Source organism: Stenotrophomonas sp. Steno-Z4 (genome assembly GCF_056393145.1).
Map to the genome: position 1 here is coordinate 269,536 of NZ_JBWJPC010000002.1, position 19,827 is coordinate 289,362.

Sequence of the window (19,827 nt, forward strand, 5' to 3'; positions counted from 1 at the left end):
ACAATCGCGGCGAACTCGTTCGAAAGGATCGAACATGTTGTCGGCGGACGAACTGGCCCTGCTCGAGGCGATCCGCGAAAGCGGCAGCCTGTCGCGGGCCGCTGCCCGGCTGGGCAAGGCACCCTCCACGGTCTCGCACGCGGCCAGGCAGCTGGAGGCGCGCTTCGACGCCCTGCTGTTCGACCGCCGTCGCTACCGCCTGCAGCTCACCCCGGCCGGCCATCTGCTGGCCCAGGAAGCGGCGCGCCTGATGCTCGATGTGTCCCGGCTCACCCGCCGGGTCAAACAGGTGGCCGGTGGCTGGGAAGACCGGCTGTGGATCGTTACCGACGAGATCCTGGAATTCGAAACGCTGCTGCCGGTCATCCATGCCTTCGACGCGCTCGCCTCCGGCGTCACCCTGCGGATTACCCACGAAGTCCTTACCGGCACCTGGGACGCGCTGCGCGACGGGCGTGCCGACCTGGTGGTGGGCGCCACCAACGAACCGCCGGTCATTCCGGGCCTGCGCTGGTTCGAGCTGGGGGTGATGGAGTGGGTCTTTGCCGTGGCGCCCCACCATCCGCTGGCCAGGGCGCCGGAGCCGGTCGACGCGTCAGCATTGCTGCAGCACCGCGCGGTGGTGGTGGCCGATACCTCCCGCCGGCTCGAGGTGCGCGGCTATGGCGTGCTCGGTGGCCAGCCGTCGCTGGCGGTGCCGAGCATGCATGCCAAGATCCGCGCGCAGTGCGAAGGGCTGGGCGTGGGCTGGCTGCCGCGCGAGCGGGTGGCCGGCCTGCTTGCGCGCGGGACGCTGGTGGAAAAACGCATGGCCGACCCGCGCGAACCCAACCTGCTGTACGTGGCCTGGCGCGGCGATCACCAGGGCAGGGCGCTGGAGTGGTGGCTGGCACAGCTCAAACATGAACGCCTCGCCTCGCGCCTGGTGAAGGGCATCGCGCTGGCGTGATCACGCGCTGCGCTCCGCGTCCACGGCGACCTCGCTGGGCAGGTGCCGCTCGATCCATTGCTTGAAGTCGCGCACCACGCCTTCGCGCCCTGCATCGTTGAGCAGGTCATGGGCGTGGTCCTTGTACAGCAGCAGCGTCTTGTCGGCGGAACCGGCGTTGTCGTCGAACACCTGGCTGCCGGCGGGGACGGTAACCTTGTCGGCGGTGCCATGCGCGATCAGTACCGGCAGGCGCAGGCTCGGGAAACCGCGCCTGAGCCGGTCGATGCCGACCAGCATCTGCGCCACGGTGAGCGCCGTCTGCTTCTCGTTGGCGATGAGGGGATCGGCATTGAGCGCCGCTACCACCTCGGGCAGCCGCGAGAATTCCTTGTTGGGCAGCTTCAGCACCCGCAACTTCGGGAACGGGCCACTGAGCCAGCGCACCAGTGCCAGTACCGGCGCCGGTGCCGGCACCTGGAAGGCGTAGCTTTCGCAGATCAGGCCGGCCAGCTCGTCCTGGTGCGCGAGCGTGTACGCCGAGGCGATCACCCCGCCGGCACTGTGCCCGAGCAGGAATACCGGCAGCCCGGGTTCGCGCGAGCGCGCGACATCCAGCAGCGACTGCACGTCGGCCAGGTAATCGTCGAAGTGCTCGACATGGAAACGTTCGCCAGTGGATTTGCCGCGGCCGCGCAGATCCACGGCATACACGGCCAGGCCCATCGCGGTGAACTGCGCGGCGGCCCACTGGTAGTGCCCGCTATGGGAGTTGAAGCCGGGCACGATGGCCAGCACCGCGCGCACCTTCCCGGTCGGGCGCCAGCTGCGGATGAGCAGCTCGCGTTCGCCGCCGCTGATGAATTCTTCGCTGCGGGAGGGGCCGCGGACGTCGGACGGCACGGCATGCAGGGCTGCGGGGGGAACAGTGTTCATGGCAGGTCCTCGTTGACGAAGCAGCGCGCCTGCATGGCCGGCGCGTAAGGGGTGCGCAGGGGAAGGCGCTCAGGTGCTGAGGAACGCGAGCAGGTCCTGGTTGAGCTGCTCCTTGGCGGTATCGCCCAGGCTGTGGCCACCGCCGGGGTAGATCTTCAGCTGCGCGCCCTTGATCAGCGTCGCCGAGCGCAGCGCTGCGGCCTTGATCGGCACGATCTGGTCGTCATCGCCGTGGATGATCAGGGTGGGAACATCGAACTTCGCCAGGTCGGCGGTGAAGTCGGTCTCGGAGAACGCCTTGATGCAGTCGTACGCATTCTTGTGGCCCGACTGCATGCCCTGCGTCCACCACGAGCGGATCAATCCTTCGGACACCTTCGCGCTCGGGCGGTTGAAACCGAAGAACGGACCTGTCGCCACATCCAGGAAGAACTGCGCGCGGTCGGCGAGGTAGGCGCTGCGGAAACCATCGAACACCTCGATGGGCAGACCGTCGGGATTGTCGGCGGTCTTGAGCATGATCGGCGGCACCGCGCCCATCAGCACCGCCTTGGCCACCCGGCTGGTGCCATGCCGGCCGATGTAGCGCGCCACTTCGCCGCCGCCGGTGGAATGGCCGACCAGGGTGACGTCGGTTACGCCAAGGTGCGCGAACAGCTGCGCCAGGTCATCGGCATAAGTGTCCATGTCATTGCCGTTCCACGGCTGGCTGGATCGCCCGTGCCCGCGCCGATCGTGGGCGATGCAGCGGTAGCCGTTGCTGGCCAGGAAGAACATCTGGGCTTCCCAGGCATCGGCGTTGAGCGGCCACCCATGGCTGAAGGACACTACCGGGCCGGTGCCCCAGTCCTTGTAGTAGATCGAGGTGCCGTCGGATGTGGTGAAGTAGCTCATGGTCTGGCTCGCTCTGGTTGGCCTGAAGATGATCGGGACGTGGGCTTACGCAGGTTCGCGCGGGTCACGCACGGCGGCGTGCTGGTGTTCGGGGTGGTCTTCGAGCCCCAACGCTTCTGTGATGCCTGCGCCGTACGCGGGGTCGGCGCGGCGGCAGTGCTCGGCATGCCGTCGTCGCAGCACGTCGGAGGTGCCGTGCATCGCACGCGCGGTGTTGGCAAAGAGCGCCGCGCGCGCTGCGGGCGGCATGGCGCGGAACAGGTTGCCAGGCTGTTCGTAGCGGTCGTCCACCGTGCGCTGGTCCCAATGTGCGGCAGGGCCCTCAAGCTCGAGCCCGGTGCGCGGGGTGTTGCTCGACGTGGTCCACTGCCCCGCGCTGTTGGGCGTGTAACTCACGCTGGCGGCAGCGTTGCCATCGACCCGCATCGCACCGTCGCGGTGGTAGGAGCGGAACGGGCAGCGCGGTGCGTTGACGGGGATCTGGTGGTGATTGACGCCCAGCCGGTAGCGTTGGGCGTCGCCGTAGGAAAACAGCCGCGCCTGCAGCATGCGGTCCGGCGAAAAGCCGATGCCCGGCACCACGTTGGCAGGACTGAAGGCGGCCTGTTCCACCTCGGCGAAGTAGTTGTCCGGGTTGCGGTCCAGCACCAGTTCACCGACCTCCAGCAACGGGAAGGCGGCCTTCGGCCACACCTTGGTGACGTCGAACGGATTGTGTGGGTGCGCGTGTGCCTGCGCCTCGTCCATGACCTGGATGCACAGTGTCCAGCGCGGGAACTGCCCGGCCTCGATCGCCGCCAGCAGGTCACGATGGTGGCTTTCGCGATCCTGGCCGCAGAGCTGCGCGGCTTCGGCATCGGAGAGGTTCTCGATCGGCTGCTGGCACACCCAGTGGAACTTCACCCAATGGCGCTTGCCCTGGGTATTGAGCATGCTGAAGGTATGGCTGCCGAACCCGTGCATGTGACGGTAGCTGCGCGGAATGCCGCGTTCGCTCATCACGATGGTGACCTGGTGAAGGGCTTCGGGCAGCAGGGTCCAGAAATCCCAGTTGTTGCTGCTGCTGCGTAGACCGGTGCGCGGGTCGCGCTTGACCGCGTGGTTGAGGTCGGGGAAACGAAGGGGATCGCGGAAGAAGAACACAGGGGTGTTGTTGCCCACCAGGTCCCAGTTGCCCTGGCGCGTGTAGAACTTCACCGCGAATCCGCGGATGTCACGCTCTGCGTCGGCCGCCCCGCGTTCGCCGGCGACGGTGGAGAAGCGGACGAACACGGGCGTGGACCGGCCGATGCCGGCAAACACATCGGCGCTGCAGTAGCGGGAAATATCCGCCGTGACCGTGAAGCTGCCGAACGCACCAGCCCCCTTGGCGTGCATGCGGCGTTCGGGAATCACTTCGCGGTCGAAGTGCGCCAGCTTCTCCAGCAGCCAGATGTCCTGCAGCAGGACCGGGCCGCGCATGCCAGCCGTGAGACTGTTGTCGTTGTCCTCCACCGGCGCGCCGGAGGCATGGTCCAGTCGATGTGCAGGCATTGCCAGGTCCTCGGAGTAGGGGCATGGCCACGGCAGGCCATGGAGGAAGCCTCACATGCAGGTGGGGCGCCGGCATCGGGCGTTCGGGCGCGCGCCCTCTCCCCCATCCGGGGGCCGGTCGGTCGTGCCTGCTGCGGTTACGCTGGCCGCCAGCGCGCCCCCTGCGTGCACCCGGAGTACGGCATGCTCGACCGCCTGGCAGTGCTCGATGAAATCCTGGAACACCACGCGCAGGCGCTGGGTCGGGACTACCATCCCTACCGAAACCACGCCTACCGCGTGGCCAACTTCTGCTGGTGCCTGCTGCCCGGCACCGTACAGGACCTGTACGTGCTCGCGGTGGCGGTGGCGTTCCACGACCTGGGGATCTGGACGGCCGGCACCTTCGATTACCTCGCGCCCTCCGAAGCGCTTGCGCGCCGGTACCTGCTGGACCAGGGCCAGGACGAGCTGGTGCCCGTAGTGGTGGCGATGATCAGCGAACACCACCGCCTGTCCCGCGTTGAGCGGGACCAGGATCGGCGTGTAGAAGCATTCCGTCGCGCCGACTGGATCGACGTGTCGCTGGGCGTACGGCGTTTCGAGCTGCACCGGCAGGACTTCACCCGGATCGTGGCGCAGTTCCCCCGATTGGGATTCCATCTGCGCCTGGTGCAGTTCTCGCTGCGGCATGGATTGCGCCATCCGCTGCGCCCGCTGCCGATGCTGAAGCCCTAGCTCAGTCCTCCAGCCGCACCAGCCCCCGGCGCAGTGCGATGTGGATGGCCTCGGTGCGGGTGCGCGCGCCTACCTTCTCGAAGATGCGCGCCAGGTGCGACTTCACCGTCTCGGCTGAAATACCCAGGCTGTTGGCGATGCGCTTGTTTTCCCAGCCATGGGCCAGCGCGGACAGGATCGACAGCTCGCGCGAGGTCAGCGCTTCCTCGCCGACGTGCTGGGCGATCTCCTCTGAAATTTCCGCCGACAGGCAGCGCTTGCCCTGCGCGACCCGGCGCAGCGCGTCGACCAGCTCGCCACGCAGCGAGCTCTTGAGCAGATAGCCGCAGGCGCCGGCGGCCAGCGCATCGCGCGCGTTGGCATCGCCGCGGTAGGTGGTGAGGATGACGACGCGGGCGTGCGGGAATTCTTCGCGCAGCCGCCGGGTCAACGCGATGCCGCTCATGCCGGGCATCTGCAGGTCGACCAGCGCGATGTCGGGCAGCAGGCGCCGGAACTGTTCCAGGCCGCTCTGCGCGTCGGCGGCTTCGCCCACCACCTCCATCCCCGGCTCGACCTCCAGCATGGACGCGATGCCCTGGCGGATCAGCGGATGATCGTCGATGGTCAGGATGCGGATGGTCATGGCGGCGCCCCGGGCAGGTGACTACCCTGCATCGTGGCGCGGTCCAGCGCAAGGGTGCCGGGTGTGCGTGGCCGACGCCCCCGAATGGGGGGCGCCGGCATGGCCGGAACACGCCACGACAACCGTATTAGGGTGCCCGACGCTGGGCATGAAGGGACGTCCCTCGGCCCGGGAGCCGCCGCACCATGAGCGCCAGCGCACCTGCCTACCCTGCCGGGCATACCGCCCTGCTGTTCGTCGACCCCTACAACGACTTCCTTGCCGAAGGCGGCAAGCTCTGGCCCTCGGTGGCCGAGGTGGCCAGCGCCGTCGACCTGCACGCCAACCTGCGCCGCATCCGCGACGCGGTGCACTGCGCGCGCTGGCCGTTGTTCATCGTGCCGCACCACCGCGCCACGCCCGATGACTTGGGAAGCTGGAAGCATCCCACGCCCTACCAGCGCGGCGCATCGCAGGCACAGGTGTTCGCACGCGACGGGTGGGGCGGGGAGTGGCACCCCGATTTCGCGCCCGAGCCCCACGACATCATCGTCAAGGAACACTGGGGCGGTAGTGGCTTTGCCAACACCGACCTCGACCTGCTGCTGAAACAGCACGGCGTCACCCACGTGATCGTGGTCGGCCTGATCGCCAACACGTGCATCGAAACCACCGCACGCTTCGCCAGTGAACTGGGGTACCACGTCACCCTCGTGCGTGATGCGACCGCGGCCTTCAGCCAGGCCGCCATGCATGCCGCGCACGACATCAACGGCCCGACCTACGCCCACGCCATCCTGAGTACCCGCGAACTGCTGGCACGCATTCCCTTCAGCGCCGATCCCTGACGCCGCGTGTCACCCGCCAACGCGGCAGCTTCAGCCTGATGCGGGTGCCGCCACCGGGCAGCGCGGCCAGCGCGAGCGTGCCACCGCACAGCGCGGCCCGCTCGTGCATGCCCGGCAGCCCCCAGTGCCCGTCGCTGCCGCCGCGCGCGAGTACGTCCTCCTGGATGCCGCAGCCGTTGTCCTCGATCTCCACGGTGGTATGCAGCAGGCCATAGGTGATACGCACGACGATGCGCGACGGACTGGCGTGGTGGCTGGCATTGGCCACTGCTTCGCGCACGATCTGGTACACCTCGTCCAGTTCCGGATGGCGCCAGCGGCGCGGTCCGCCACGCACCTCCACCGACCAGTCGGTTTCCGGCGGCAGTTCCAGCTGCACCGGCAGCGTAGCGACCGCCGTCTCCAGATCGTCGAACGCCAGCTCGTCACGGCGCAGCGCGCGGATGCGGTCGCGCCCTTCGACCAGCCCCGATTCGGCCTCCTGCAGCGCCTGCACGAGGCCGGCATCGGCGGCAACGGTGTCGCCCAGCACCAACCGCCTGCGAGAGGATTCCACCCGCATCATCAGCGCCTGCACCGACTGCAGCAGGGTGTCGTGCAGGTCGCGCGCGATGCGCTCGCGCTCGCCCACCCGCGCCCGGTACACGCGCTGCACGCGCAGGCGCGCCACGGCCACGCGCCAGCGCACGAACAGCCAGACCAGCGCGGCCGCGACCAACGCCACCGCGCCGATAAACCAACCGGTCTGCCAGAACGCGGGCAACACGGTGACGTTGAACGATGCCTCCTGCGGTGACCAGGTGCCGGCGTCATCGCTGGCGATCACCCGGAAGCGGTAGCTGCCCGGTTCCAGCCGGCTGTACAGCGCCTGCCGGCGCGTTCCTGCGTCACGCCAGGCGTCGTCCACCCCATCCAGCCGGTAGCGGAAACGCACGCGTTCGGGAATGCGCAGTGCCGGTGCGGTGTAGTCCACGCGCAGGTCGCGGCTGCCGGCGGGCAGGCGCAGGTGCGGGGACAGTGGCAGCGCCTTGTCGTCCACCTGCACGCCCAGCAGGGTCGGCGGCAGTGGCGCGGGCGCGGGGTTGCGGGTGATGGCGTGCGGGTCAATCCAGTGCACGCCGCGGTTGGTCGCGAACCAGATGCGGCCCTGGCCATCGCCCAGCACCGAGGGCACGCCACCGTTCTGCTCGGTGCTGCCGCGCAGGCCGTCGAGCACGCCGAACCGTTCGAAGGCCACCGCATGGGAGGGATCGGCGCGCCAGCGCTTCACCTCTGCGGCCGGCACCCGGCTCAAGCTCGATCCGCCGCCCAGCCACAGCTCGCCATCGGGCAGCAGCACGATGCCGGTGGTGCGCTCGAAGCGCTCCCCGCCCTGGCCGAGCAGGCGGTGGAACACCTCGCCACTGCGCACCGCCACGCCCTGCGCGGCGCCGATCCAGAGGTCGTCGCCGTGCGCCTGCAACAGGGCGATTCGACCGATGCCCGGGCCGTCATCGGTGAAGTCGCGCCGCTTGCCGTTTTCGAACACGCGGATGGTCTGCCCGGCATCGGACCAGATACGGCCCTGCGCGTCTTCGGCCAGCGCGCGTGGCATTACCCCCGGTTGCAGGCCGTATTTCGCGTTCTGGCCTTCCCACGTGCCGTTGTACAGCCGGAGTAGGCCGCCATTGAGCCGGCTTACCCAGAGGCCGCCGGCGCGGTCGCTGGCCAGCATGCCGATCATGCCGCTGCCCTGCAGCTCCGGCGGCAATGCCACGTTTTCCAGGCCGGCGGGTCCCACCCGTGACAAAAGGCCACCGCCGCTGCCGACCCACAGCGTACCGCTGCCGTCGCGGTGCAGGGCCGTTACCCCATCCATCTTCATGCCACCCAGGTCGACCACACGGGCGCCACTCGGCTGGCTGGCATCAGGCGTGACCCACATCGGGCTGCCGTCGGCGTTCCCGGCCAGCAGCCGCCCGGCCTTGTCCATCGCGATCGAGAAAGACTGCTCCCGGCGTGGCAGCGATATCGCCGCCAGTGCATTGCCGCGGAAGCGGTCCAGCCCGTTGGCCGTGCCGGCCCAGACGCTGCCCTCGCGGTCCTCGAACAACGTCCACACCACCTCGGAGCTGAGGCCCTGCTGCGTGCCGAAGTATTCAATCGGTGCCGGCACGCTGCCGCTGCCAGGGGCGCGCAGCACCTTCGGATCGCGCACGCGCGCGATGCCGCCGGCGGTGCTGAGCCACATGCCGCCATCGCGGTCGAAACGCAGCCCCGCGCCCTTGAAGGCGGGATCGAGCCAGCTGACCGTGGCCCGAGGATGGCGCGGGTCGGGATCGGCCTGGGCGAGCGGACGCGCGCCCCAATAGTCCACCGCCCACAGCGTGCCGTCGGCGGCCTGGTCGAAATAGGGAATCTGCACCGGCTTGGGGTAGGCCTGGAACCGCGCGGCGCCCGGCGCCAGATGCGCGATGCCGAAGGCGTTGCCGACCGAGTACGCCAGCCAGAGACCGCCCTGGCGGTCGGCAAAGAGGCGCTCCGGTCGCCACGCCGGATCGATCCCCTGGTCCTGCGCGGTTTTCCAGGTATCGCTGTCGGGGTCCAGCCAGACCACCGCCGCCGCCGTGATCGCCCACAGGCGGCGGGTGCTGTCGCGGGCGAAACCCATCACCGAACCCAGTGGGACGTCTTCGCGCTGGTACGCGTACTGCCCGGGATGCGGACCGCCGAGACGACTCATGCCGCCGTTGAAATAGCCCACCCACAGCGAGCCGTCGGGCTCGGCCAGCAGGCTCAGCACGTCGTCATCGATCAGCGGCTTGCCGCCGGCCGTCGTGATCCGCTCGAAGCGCACGCCATCGAAGCGGTACAGACCCTGCCGCGAGCCCAGCCAGAGCAGCCCGTCGGGAGTCTGGGCAATGGAGAAGATCTGACCCGGTGCACCGTTGTCCGGGGTCCAGCGGTCATGCCGCAGCTGGGACAGTGCCCGGTCCGGCGACAGCGCCTGCGCCGACGGCAGCGCGCCGAGCAGGGCCAGCAGGCCAATCAGCAGCGGTCGGCAGAAACCGGCGCGGCTCCTGTTCGTGACGTGCGCGGATGCATGACGAACCGGAAGCCAGGGCATGGCGGCGGACCAGTGGAGCAGGCGCACCTGCGGCCGGAGGGAAAGTCGGCGGAGTATGCCACGCGTCGCGCCGCATCCGGCCTCACCCGTAGGGGCACGCCATGCGTGTCCTCGCGGTGCCCGGCGCCCACGAAGCGCGACGGGGCCGTTCCTTGCACAAGTAAACCTAACACTGTTAGATTCGCCCCCTAACAACGTTAGGTAGAAGCCCCCAGTGCGTCAACCCATCGCCCGGGACAACATCGTCGGTGCCGCCTTCAAGATCCTCGACGAGGCCGGCATGGAGGGCGTGACCCTGCGCAAGGTGGCCTGCACGCTGGGCATCCGCGCGCCGTCGCTGTACTGGCACTTCAAGAGCAAGCAGGCGCTGGTCGATGCCATGGCCGACGCCATGATTGTCGACGTGGCCCGCGACATTCCCGAAGGCCAGCCCTGGCGGCAGACCCTGCTGCAGATCGCCCGCGAGTTCCGGGTGGCCTTCAAGGCCCGCCGCGACGGTGCGCGGGTGTATGCAGGCACGTTCCTGGCCACCGAGAACGTGCTGCGGGTGGGCGAGGCCAGCATCGCCGCGCTGGTCGGCGCCGGTGCGTCGGTGCGGTTCGCCGCGACTGCCTCGATGGACCTGGTGTATTACGCGATGGGCTTTGTCATCGAAGAACAGTCCTGGCCCGGCGACGGCAGCATGGAAGCGCTGGGCGAGGCCTTCATGGCCCTGGCCGAAGCGCGTTTCCCGCACTGCTGGGACGCCCGTGAGGTCTGGAGCGAGGTCGATTTCGACACGCGCTTCGAACAAGGCCTCGGCCTGATGCTCGACGGCATCGAGCTGCGCCTGGCCCGAACACCCTGATTCGTTTTCCCTTTCCCCTGTTCCCGCGGTTTCGACACGGAAGCTCCTCCATGCGTGCACCTCTTCTCCGCAGTTCACTGCTCCTGCTCACCCTCGCCCTGGTCACCGCATGCGGCGGCAAGGACGAAAAAGCCAAAGCGGAGGCAGCGGCCGCCAGCTCCGCGCTGCCGGTTTCGCTGGCCACCGTGCAGCAGCAGACCATGGCGCGCACGGTGCTGGTCTCCGGCCCGGTCTCCGCGTACGAGGAAATGCAGCTGGGCGTCGAAATCAGCGGCCAGCGCGTGACTGCACTGCCGGTGGACGTCGGCCAGTGGGTCAAACAGGGCCAGGTGCTGCTGCAGCTGGACCACCGCACGCTGGACAGCGAACTGGCCCAGGCCGACGCCTCGCTGAAGCAGGCGCAGGCGGCGCAGGACCTGGCGCGGATGAACTACGAGCGCAGCGCCAAGCTGGCCGCGCAGCAGCTGATCAGCGAAAGCAGCCTGGACGAGCTGCGCGCCAACCGCATCAATGCCGAAGCGCAGACCGCCACCGCCCGTGCGGCGCGTGACGCGGCCAAGCTGCGCCGCGACTTCGCCGATCTGCGCGCGCCCGCCGATGGTCTGATCTCCAAGCGCCTGGTCCAGCCCGGCCAGGTCGTGTCGGGCGGAACCGAGCTGCTGCGCCTGATCCGCGACGGCCGCCTGGAATGGCGCGCCGAATTGCCCGAAGACCAGCTCACCGGGGTGGCCGTGGGCAACACGGTGGAGCTGCCGTATGCCGGCGCCGTGGTCACCGGGCGCATCCGTGCGGTGACCCCGGGCGTGGACGCGCAGACCCGCACCGGAACGCTGTATGCCGACCTGCCCGAGCCGGGCACGCTCAAGCCGGGGGTGTACGTCGAAGGCCGCATCGTCACCGGCGAGGGCCCGGTGCTGACCCTCCCGACCGCCGCGATCGTGCAGCGCGATGGCCACAGCTATGTGTTCACGGTGAACGACAAGCAGCAGGCCGCGCGCCTGCGCGTGCGCACCGGCCAGGCGGTGCAGGGCCGTACCGCCATCCTCGAGGGCGTCAAGGCCGGCGACCGCGTGGTGGTGGACGGCGCCGGCTTCCTCGGTGAAGGCGATCGCGTGCGCGTGGTGGCCGATGCCAAGGCGGCCGCGAAATGAATGTCTCCGCCTGGGCAATCAAGCGCCCGTTACCCGCGCTGTTGATCTTCTTCGTGCTGTGCGTGGCCGGCCTGTGGGGCTTCTACCAGCTGCCGGTCGCCCGCTTCCCCGACATCGCCTTCCCGATGACCACGGTCACCGTGACCCAGCCGGGCGCCTCGCCCAGCCAGCTGGAGGCGGAGGTCACCCGCAAGGTCGAGGACTCGGTGGCCACGGTGAACAACGTCAAGCGCGTGATCTCCTCGGTCAGCGAAGGCGTCAGCACCACCACCATCGAATTCCAGCTCGAGGCCGACCTGGCCACCGCGCTCGACGATACCCGCGATGCGGTCACCCGCATCCGCACCGACCTGCCGCAGGACATCCAGGAACCGGTGATCTCCAAGGTCGATATCGGCGGTTCGCTGATGACCTACGCGCTGGTCGCCCCGCACATGACCCCGGACGAGGCCAGCTGGTTCGTGGACCGCGACATCTCGCGCGCGATGTACGGCGTGCCGGGCGTGGCCCGGGTCACCCGGGTGGGCGGCGTGCAGCGCCAGGTGCGCGTGGACCTGGACCCCAACGCCCTGATCGCCATGGGCATCACCGCCGGTGATGTCTCGCAGCAGCTGGCCCGCATCCAGGTCGAACGCGCCGGCGGCAAGGCGGAGATCGAAGGCGCGCAGCAGACCATCCGCACCCTGGGTACGGTCGGTGACGCGCAGGCGTTGCGCGACTACTCCATCGCGCTGCCGGACGGCCGTGCGGTCCGGCTGTCCACCCTGGCCACGGTGACCGACGCTGCGGCCGACCCCACGGAAGCGGCATTGCTGGATGGCGAGAAGGTTGTGGCATTCTCGATGTCGCGCACCCGCGGTTCCAGCGAAGTGAAGGTGGAAGCCGGCGTGCATGACGCGCTGGACAAGATAAAGGCCGAGCACCCGGGCATCGACTTCCGCCTGGTCACCACCGCCATCGACGAAACCCACCGCTCCTACGATTCGTCGATGACCATGCTGTGGGAGGGCGCGCTGCTGGCCCTGCTGGTGGTGTGGCTGTTCCTGCGCGACTGGCGCGCCACCTGGGTATCGGCGCTGGCCCTGCCGCTGTCGATCATCCCCACCTTCGCGGTGATGTACTTCTTCGGCTTCACGCTCAACATCATCACCCTGCTGGCACTGTCGGTGGTGGTCGGCATCCTGGTGGATGACGCGATCGTGGAGATCGAGAACATCGTGCGCCACCTGCGCATGGGCAAGCCACCGCTGGAAGCGGCGCGCGAAGCCGCCGGCGAAATCGGCAATGCGGTGATCGCCACTTCGCTGACCCTGGCTGCCGTATTCGTGCCGGTGGCATTCATGCCCGGCATCGCCGGCAAGTTCTTCCGCGAATTCGGCTGGACCGCCGCAACCGCCGTGCTGTTCTCGCTGCTGGTGGCGCGCCTGCTCACCCCGATGATGGCCGCCTACCTGCTCAAGCCGCATGGTGAGGAGAAGCCCGAATCGAAATTGATGGGCTGGTACCTGGGCTGGGTGGACAAGGCACTGCGCCATCGCGGCTGGACCCTGTGGCTGGCCTTCGCCATGTTCGTCGGGTCGCTGGCGCTGGTCCCCTTGATCCCGGCCACCTTCATTCCGCAGTCCGACCTGGGCCGCAGCAACCTCAATCTGGAGCTTCCGCCGGGCACCCGCCTGCAGGAAACCGTGGCCGTGGCCGAACGTGCGCGTGCGCTGCTCAAGGACATGCCCGAGCTGAAGCAGGTCTACACCGCCGTGGGCGCCGTGCTCGACCTGGGCGACCCCAGCGCCACCGGCGTGGGCGAACCGCGCAAGGCCACGCTGATCCTGGATTGGGGCGTGGCCGATGACCGCGACCGCGACCAGCGCGCACTGGAACGCGATGCGCGCGCACGCCTGGCCAACCTGCCCGGCGTCCGCGTGAGCTATGTCAGCTCCGAGCCGGGCAACCTGCTGCAGCTGGTGTTGTCCGGTGATGACCCGCAACGCCTGCAGGACGCCAGCACCGCCCTGGAACGCGACCTGCGCGGTATCCAGGGCCTGGGCAGCGTGACCTCCACCGCATCGCTGCTGCGCCCGGAGCTGCAGATCGTGCCCAACGCCGCACGCGCTGCCGACCTCGGCGTGGCCACCCAGGACATCGCCGAAGCGGCGCGTATCGCCACCGCCGGCGACTACGAGCAGCGCCTGGCCAAGCTCAACCTGCCTGATCGCCAGGTGCCGATCCGGGTCGGCTTCGCCGAGGCCACGCTGGCCAACCCGGCGCTGATCGGGCAGCTGCGCGTGCCCGGCCGCGATGGACCGGTGCCGCTGGCAGCGGTGGCCGAGATCCGCCAGGGCAGTGGCCCGTCGCAGATCTCGCGCTACCAGCGCCAGCGCAACGTGACCCTCACCGCCGAACTCAACGGCCGCCCGCTGGGCGATGTGATGACCGAAGTGCAGGCATTGCCCAGCGTGAAGCAGCTGCCGCCGGGCGTGACCTTCCTCAACACCGGCGATGCCGAAGTGTTCGTGGAGCTGTTCATCGGCTTCATGCTGGCGATGGCCGCCGGCCTGATCTGCATCTACATGGTGCTGTTGCTGCTGTTCAACCACGCGCTGATGCCGGTGACCATCCTGGCGGCGGTGCCGTTGTGCGCCGGCGGTGCGTTCGGTGCGCTGCTGATCACCCAGAACATGCTCTCGCTGCCGGCGTTGATCGGGTTGCTGATGCTGATCGGCATCGCCACCAAGAACTCCATCCTGCTGGTGGATTACGCGGTGATGGCCGAAGACGAACAGGGCATGAGCCAGCATGACGCGCTCATCGATGCATGCCGCAAGCGTGCGCAGCCGATCATCATGACCACCCTGGCGATGGGCGCCGGCATGATGCCGATCGCGCTGGGCTTCGCCGGTGATTCCAGCTTCCGCGCACCGATGGCGATTGCCGTGATCGGCGGCCTGATCACCTCCACGCTGCTCAGCCTGATCGTGATCCCGGCGGCATTCACCGTGATGGATGACCTCGGCGAATGGATGTCGCGCAGGTTCCGCCACCGCTCCACGCACGGCGCGCATTGAGGGAATGACACGTGCGCGCGACGGAACGCCCGTCGCGCGCATGTCATGGGCACGTAACTCCAGCTGCCAATACTGCCGGCCGACCCCACTGCCGCGCCCATGACCGATGCCCACTGCTGGCCGTTATCCCCGTGTCTCGCTGCTCGCCCTGTTGCTTTCTGCTTCCGTACAGGCCATCGCCGCCGAACCAGCACCCGCCGATGACGCGCGCACGCTGGACCAGGTACAGGTCATCGGGCAGGCCACCAGCTTCGCCAAGACCACCGTGAGCCAGGAAACCCTGCAGCGCCAGCAGATCCTGGGCAGCGTCAACAACGCGCTCAATGAACTGCCTGGCGTGGTGGTGAGCGAAGCCGACGCCACCGGCTCCTCGGTCTGGGGTACCCAGATCAGCATGCGCGGCTTCGTGACCAACCGCGACACGCAGCAGATCGGCACCACCATTGATGGCCTGCCCAATGGTGGCTCCGGCTACGGCGGCGGTTCGCTGGCCAACCGTTACATCGACACGCTGGACCTGGAGACCATTGAAGTCAGCCAGGGCACGGCGGACATCTCCTCGCGCTCCAACGAAGCGCTCGGCGGCACGCTGAACTTCCTTACCAGCGACCCGCTGCAGGACGCGCGCCTGCGCATGGTCGCCGGTGGCGGCGACAACGACGCGCGCAAGTACTATGTGCGCTATGACACCGGCGTGCTCGGTGGCAAAACCCGCGCGTGGGTCAGCGCCTCCTCGGCCCGCGTCAACGACTGGATCGACGGCAGCGGCCACGTCAGCAACGATCACCTGGCCGCCAAGTTCATCACCGAGCTCGACCGTTGGACGCTGAGCGGCTACGCCTCGTACAACGATGCCGACGAGCCCGAATACACCAGTGTCACCCCGGAAGCGTTCGCGACCAACCCGGATCGCGACGGGCTCACCGGCACGCTCACCGGCATTCCCTACCTGGACCAGAACTTCCGTTCCGGCTCGCGCGCGCTGCGCGAGAACACCTTCGGCTACCTGCGCGGCGCGTTCGACAGCGGCAACGGCGTCAAGCTCTCGCTCACCGGCTACGCGCACAGGATGGAAGGCCGTGGCGACTGGCTGCCGCCCTACCTGGTGCAGGCGCGCAACGATGGCGCGGGCGCGCCGGAATCGGAATACCTTGGCGGCAGCACCGTGTACGGCGGCAGCGCGCTGGGCCAGTTCTACTTCGTCAATCCCGATAGCAGCGCCGCGCAGATGCGCGCCGGCTGCGTGCCGCGCGCCGGTTTCAGCGCCGAGTACGACCCCAACTGCTACGCACCGGGCGTGCAGGGCGTGCAGTCCTACCGCCATTCGCACTACGACAACGACCGCGCTGGCTTCACCGCCGACGTGGAATGGAAGCAGAGCCTGGGCACGGTCGACAACACCGTGCGCGCTGGTGTGTGGCTGGAACAGTTTGATCGCAGCGTGCGCCGCGACTGGCACCGCCTGCTCAACGTCAGCACCGACATCAGCTTCGACCACCAGCCCTACTGGGTGCAGTTCGAAGACCGCTACAGGACCGATGAGCAGATGTACTACGTGGAGGACGTGGCGCGCTTCGGGCCGTTCAGCGCACGCGTGGGCGTCAAGCAGTTCTTCGTGGACCAGAAGCGCAAACGCGTGATCGGCAGCGCCGAGAACGTGCGTTCAGATTCGAAGTCCGACCCGCTGATTTCCGCCGGCGGCACTTGGACCCTGCCGGTGGAAGGTCTTGAACTGTTCGGTGGCTTCTCGCAGAACTTCGCCGCCATTCCCTCCGGCGTGCTTGGCGAAACCGACGCGCAGCGCTTCTCGCGGGTGGAACCGGAAACCGCCGACAACATCGAGCTGGGTCTGCGCGTGAGCCGTTGGCCCTTGACCGGCTCGCTGACCCTGTACAACATCAAGTTCGGCAACCGCATCGTCTACCTGCCCGCGCGGCTGGCCGACGGCATCGATTACCTGGATGAGACCGATGGCGTCTACGAGAACTTTGGTGGCGTGGAAAGCACCGGCCTGGAAGCCGCGCTCGGCTATGGCTGGGACAACGGCTGGCGCATTAATGGTGCCTACACCTACAACCGTTCCAAGTACCTGGGAAGCGGCAACGTGGCGCGCGACACCGAACTGGGCATCGTCGACGGTGCACAGGTGATCGGCCAGCCCAAGCACGTGCTGGTGGTCTCGGCCGACTGGCAGGGCGACAGCTGGAACGTCGGCCTGTCCGGGCGTTACCTCGGTGAGCGCTACCTGGATGCGGCCAACGACAGCCGCCTGCCGTCGGCCACGGTGTTCAACGCCAACATCGGCTTCGACCTGCAGAGCCTGTCGCCGAAGCTGAAGGGCGTGGGCGCCAACCTGGTGGTCAGCAACCTCACCGACCGCCGCTACCTGGCCGGCGTGGACGGCAGCGATTCGGCGTTCATCGGTGCGCCGCGCACCGTGGGCTTCTCGGTCCGGGTCGACCTGTGAGCCCTGCGCGCCCGTCCTTGCCTGACAGCGGCCGGCGACGGCTGCTGCAGGCCGGGCTGGCCGCCGGCATCGGCGCGCTGATGCCAAGCATCACGCGTGCGGCGGCGATCGCGCCGCATGCGCGCAGCCGCAGCCTCGAGGATGTGCAGCACATCGTGGTGTTCATGCAGGAGAACCGCTCCTTCGATCACTACTTCGGCACGCTGCCCGGCGTGCGCGGTTTCGGCGACCGCTTCGTGGTGCCGGCCGCCCCGCTGGCCGCCGGGCAGCCACGCCGCAACATCTGGTTGCAGCCGAACGCGGCCGGCACCCACGGCATCGCCCCGTTCCCGCTGGATACCGCCGCGCACTTCGGCTACATGCGCGTGGAAGGCACCCCGCACACCTGGCCCGATGCGCAGCGTGCGTGGGACCACGGGCGCATGGCGCGTTGGCCGGCGGCCAAGCAGGACCATGCGATGGGCTACTACCGCCGCGATGACATGCCGTTCCAGTTCGCGCTGGCCGAGGCCTTCACCGTCTGCGATGCCTACCACTGCGCGATGCAGGCCGGCACCAATCCGAACAGGCTGTTCCTGTGGACCGGCCACAACGATCCGCACGCACGCGGCGGCGGACCGGCCGTGGCCAACTCGCACGACAACTTCGCGGAACTGGGCGGCAACGCCGATTCCTACACTTGGACCACCTACGTCGAGCGCCTGCAACGGTCGGGCATCGACTGGCGGATCTACCAGGACATGGCCGACAACTTCACCGACAACCCGCTGGCCGGCTTCGAGCCGTTCCGCCAGGCATGGCGCGGCGCGCCCGGGCATGACCCGGCGCTGCGCGAGCGCGGGGTCAGCACCCGTGGCCTGGCGCAGCTGCGCGAGGACGTGCTGAAAGGGCAGCTGCCGCAGGTGAGTTTCATCATTGCCGATGCCGCCGGTAGCGAACATCCCGGACCGTCCAGCCCTGCCCAGGGCGCGGCCTATACCGCGCGCGTGCTGGATGCGCTGACGGCGGACCCGGACGTCTGGAGCCGCACCGCGCTGCTGCTGATGTTCGACGAGAACGATGGCTTCTTCGACCACATGCCCCCGCCTGCGCCGCCGTCGCGTGATCCCACCGCCACGGGGGGTTGGGCAGGGGCTTCCGCAGTGTCCACCGACGGCGAGTACCACCTGCATCCGTCGCCGGGCAACGAAAAAGCCGACCCGCTCGACCTGCGTGGCCGCCCCTACGGGCTGGGCCCACGCGTGCCGCTGTACGTGATTTCGCCGTGGAGCCGCGGTGGTTGGGTCGATTCGCAGGTGTACGACCACACCTCGGTGATCCGCCTGATCGAGCGCCGCTTCGGGGTGCCTGCACCGGAACTGTCGCCGTGGCGCCGCGCGGTGTGCGGCGACCTGACCGGTGCCTTCGATTTCACCGCATCCGATACGCGGCCCTTCGTTGCGTCGCTGCCGGCTACCGCTGCTATTGCCGCGCGGGCGGCGGCGCTGCCCGGGCGCACGGTGCCGGCGCTGCCGGCAGACCTTGAACCGGCAAAGCAGGAACCGGGTGTACGCCCGGCGCGCGCGTTGCCGTACCGCCCCCAGGCGGAGATCGCACTGGATGCGGGCAACACCAAGGTGCAGCTGACCCTGGGGTGCGAAGGCGCCGCCGCGGTACTGCATGTCTACGACCGGCTGCGGCTGGAGGCGATTCCGCGCCGCTACACCGTGGCGCCCGGTGCGCCGCTGCAGGACCACTGGCCGCTGCACGCAGGGGAAGGCTACGACCTGTGGCTGCTGGGCCCGAATGGCTTCCACCGGCAGTTCCGAGGCGCCGCCAACGCGGCTGCACCGGTGCAGGCGTCACTGCGCGGGGAGGGCGGGCAGTTGACGCTTCAGCTGCGCAACACCACGGCCACCGCGCAGGCCGTCAGCGTACGCGCCGCCGTCTACGCGGGCCGCATGCCGGAACGTGAGCTGCAGCTGGCGCCGGGGCAGGCCATGGAGATCCGCTGGAACGCCGCTCCCACGGCAGGCTGGTACGACCTGGAGATCCAGCAGCCCGGCGTGATGCAGCGCCTGGCCGGGCGCATCGAAGATGGCCGGCCGGGCAGCACCGACCCGGCGCTGGGCACCGGGGCAATGCGCTTTCTGCTCGACTGAAGCATTACGCGCCTAGCGCGGTTTCAGTGCCGCCCCGGCATGGCCCGCGGCCGACCACGCGCGCAGGCCCATCACGGCCAGGCCGACGAACACCAGGTACAGCCCGGCGGTGATGTCCAGCGATTTGGCCAGGTACATGCCCACGTAGACCACGTCCACCACGATCCACAGCCACCAGGTAGCCACGTGCCGGCGTGCCTGCCACCACTGCGCCACCAGGCTCAGGGCGGCCAGCATCGCGTCCAGCCACGGCAGCGCGGCATCGGTCCAGGTGTGCATGGCCGCCCCCAATGCGATGCCGAAGGCGACGCCCACGCCGAGGTCGCGCAGCAATTGCCGTCGCGGCAGCGGCACGATCACGATCGCGCCATCCTGCTCGGCATGCCGGTGCCAGCTCAGCCAGCCGTACAGCAGGAAACCGCCGAAAGCGACCTGCAGCAGGGTGTCCGAATACAGCCGTGCTTCGATGAACACCACCGCATACAGGCCCACCGCCAGCAGTCCCACCGGCCACGCCAGCACGCGGCGCCGGGCCATCAGCCACACCCCCAGCAGGCTGGCGGCGACGGCGCTCCATTCGAGCAGGAGCGCGC

The 19,827-nt window shown here is 68.7% G+C and carries 14 protein-coding genes; 8 read left to right on the forward strand and 6 right to left on the reverse strand.

The window, feature by feature from the left end; translation table 11 throughout:
- Nucleotides 1–34 precede the first annotated feature (34 nt).
- On the forward strand, nucleotides 35–949 hold the full coding sequence (locus AC06E7_RS07635; protein ID WP_478063909.1) for a LysR family transcriptional regulator: 915 nt from the start codon (nucleotides 35–37) through the stop codon (nucleotides 947–949).
- Here the strand turns inward: AC06E7_RS07635 and AC06E7_RS07640 are convergent, their stop codons facing one another.
- The 3 genes from AC06E7_RS07640 to AC06E7_RS07650 form a co-directional block, all read right to left on the reverse strand.
- A complete protein-coding gene (locus AC06E7_RS07640; protein ID WP_478063911.1) occupies nucleotides 950–1,864 on the reverse strand; it encodes a lysophospholipase in 915 nt (304 codons plus the stop codon).
- A 69-nt stretch (nucleotides 1,865–1,933) separates the two neighbouring features.
- Nucleotides 1,934–2,758 (reverse strand): alpha/beta fold hydrolase, encoded by an 825-nt coding sequence (locus AC06E7_RS07645; RefSeq protein WP_478063913.1) that lies wholly within the window; start codon nucleotides 2,756–2,758, stop codon nucleotides 1,934–1,936.
- Nucleotides 2,759–2,803: 45 nt separating this feature from the next.
- Nucleotides 2,804–4,291 carry a catalase gene (locus tag AC06E7_RS07650; RefSeq protein ID WP_478063915.1) on the reverse strand — a complete coding sequence of 496 codons (1,488 nt, stop codon included), beginning with the start codon at nucleotides 4,289–4,291 and terminating at the stop codon, nucleotides 2,804–2,806.
- A gap of 183 nt (nucleotides 4,292–4,474) precedes the next feature.
- Between AC06E7_RS07650 and AC06E7_RS07655 the strand changes: the two genes are divergently transcribed.
- A complete protein-coding gene (locus tag AC06E7_RS07655) occupies nucleotides 4,475–5,008 on the forward strand; it encodes a hypothetical protein (RefSeq protein WP_478063917.1) in 534 nt (177 codons plus the stop codon).
- A gap of 1 nt (nucleotide 5,009) precedes the next feature.
- Here the strand turns inward: AC06E7_RS07655 and AC06E7_RS07660 are convergent, their stop codons facing one another.
- Nucleotides 5,010–5,633, reverse strand: coding sequence for a response regulator (locus AC06E7_RS07660; protein ID WP_426804745.1), 624 nt, complete (start codon nucleotides 5,631–5,633; stop codon nucleotides 5,010–5,012).
- Between the two features lie 185 nt (nucleotides 5,634–5,818).
- Between AC06E7_RS07660 and AC06E7_RS07665 the strand changes: the two genes are divergently transcribed.
- Complete coding sequence (locus AC06E7_RS07665; protein WP_426804746.1) at nucleotides 5,819–6,460, forward strand: cysteine hydrolase family protein; 642 nt, start codon at nucleotides 5,819–5,821, stop codon at nucleotides 6,458–6,460.
- On the opposite strand, the gene AC06E7_RS07670 is transcribed toward AC06E7_RS07665, so the two are convergent.
- A complete protein-coding gene (locus tag AC06E7_RS07670) occupies nucleotides 6,444–9,566 on the reverse strand; it encodes a sensor histidine kinase (protein WP_478063920.1) in 3,123 nt (1,040 codons plus the stop codon). The two genes, AC06E7_RS07665 and AC06E7_RS07670, sit on opposite strands and share 17 nt — an antisense overlap.
- Before the next feature lie 214 nt (nucleotides 9,567–9,780).
- Here AC06E7_RS07670 and AC06E7_RS07675 point away from each other — a divergent pair, with 214 nt between their 5' ends.
- From AC06E7_RS07675 to AC06E7_RS07695, 5 genes are all read left to right on the forward strand, one after another.
- The gene (locus tag AC06E7_RS07675) at nucleotides 9,781–10,413 is read left to right on the forward strand and encodes a TetR/AcrR family transcriptional regulator C-terminal domain-containing protein (protein WP_184126243.1); all 633 of its coding nucleotides are present in this window, start codon (nucleotides 9,781–9,783) and stop codon (nucleotides 10,411–10,413) included.
- 50 nt (nucleotides 10,414–10,463) lie between these two features.
- On the forward strand, nucleotides 10,464–11,564 hold the full coding sequence (locus AC06E7_RS07680) for an efflux RND transporter periplasmic adaptor subunit (protein WP_478063922.1): 1,101 nt from the start codon (nucleotides 10,464–10,466) through the stop codon (nucleotides 11,562–11,564).
- The gene (locus tag AC06E7_RS07685) at nucleotides 11,561–14,626 is read left to right on the forward strand and encodes an efflux RND transporter permease subunit (RefSeq protein WP_068848308.1); all 3,066 of its coding nucleotides are present in this window, start codon (nucleotides 11,561–11,563) and stop codon (nucleotides 14,624–14,626) included. Before AC06E7_RS07680 ends, AC06E7_RS07685 begins: the two co-directional genes overlap by 4 nt.
- 106 nt (nucleotides 14,627–14,732) lie before the next feature.
- Nucleotides 14,733–17,093, forward strand: a complete 2,361-nt coding sequence (locus AC06E7_RS07690; protein WP_478063924.1) for a TonB-dependent receptor — start codon at nucleotides 14,733–14,735, stop codon at nucleotides 17,091–17,093.
- Nucleotides 17,094–17,110: 17 nt separating this feature from the next.
- On the forward strand, nucleotides 17,111–19,234 hold the full coding sequence (locus AC06E7_RS07695; RefSeq protein ID WP_478064183.1) for a phosphocholine-specific phospholipase C: 2,124 nt from the start codon (nucleotides 17,111–17,113) through the stop codon (nucleotides 19,232–19,234).
- A 12-nt stretch (nucleotides 19,235–19,246) separates the two neighbouring features.
- On the opposite strand, the gene pnuC is transcribed toward AC06E7_RS07695, so the two are convergent.
- On the reverse strand, nucleotides 19,247–19,819 hold the full coding sequence (gene pnuC / locus AC06E7_RS07700; protein ID WP_478064185.1) for a nicotinamide riboside transporter PnuC: 573 nt from the start codon (nucleotides 19,817–19,819) through the stop codon (nucleotides 19,247–19,249).
- Nucleotides 19,820–19,827 lie beyond the last annotated feature (8 nt).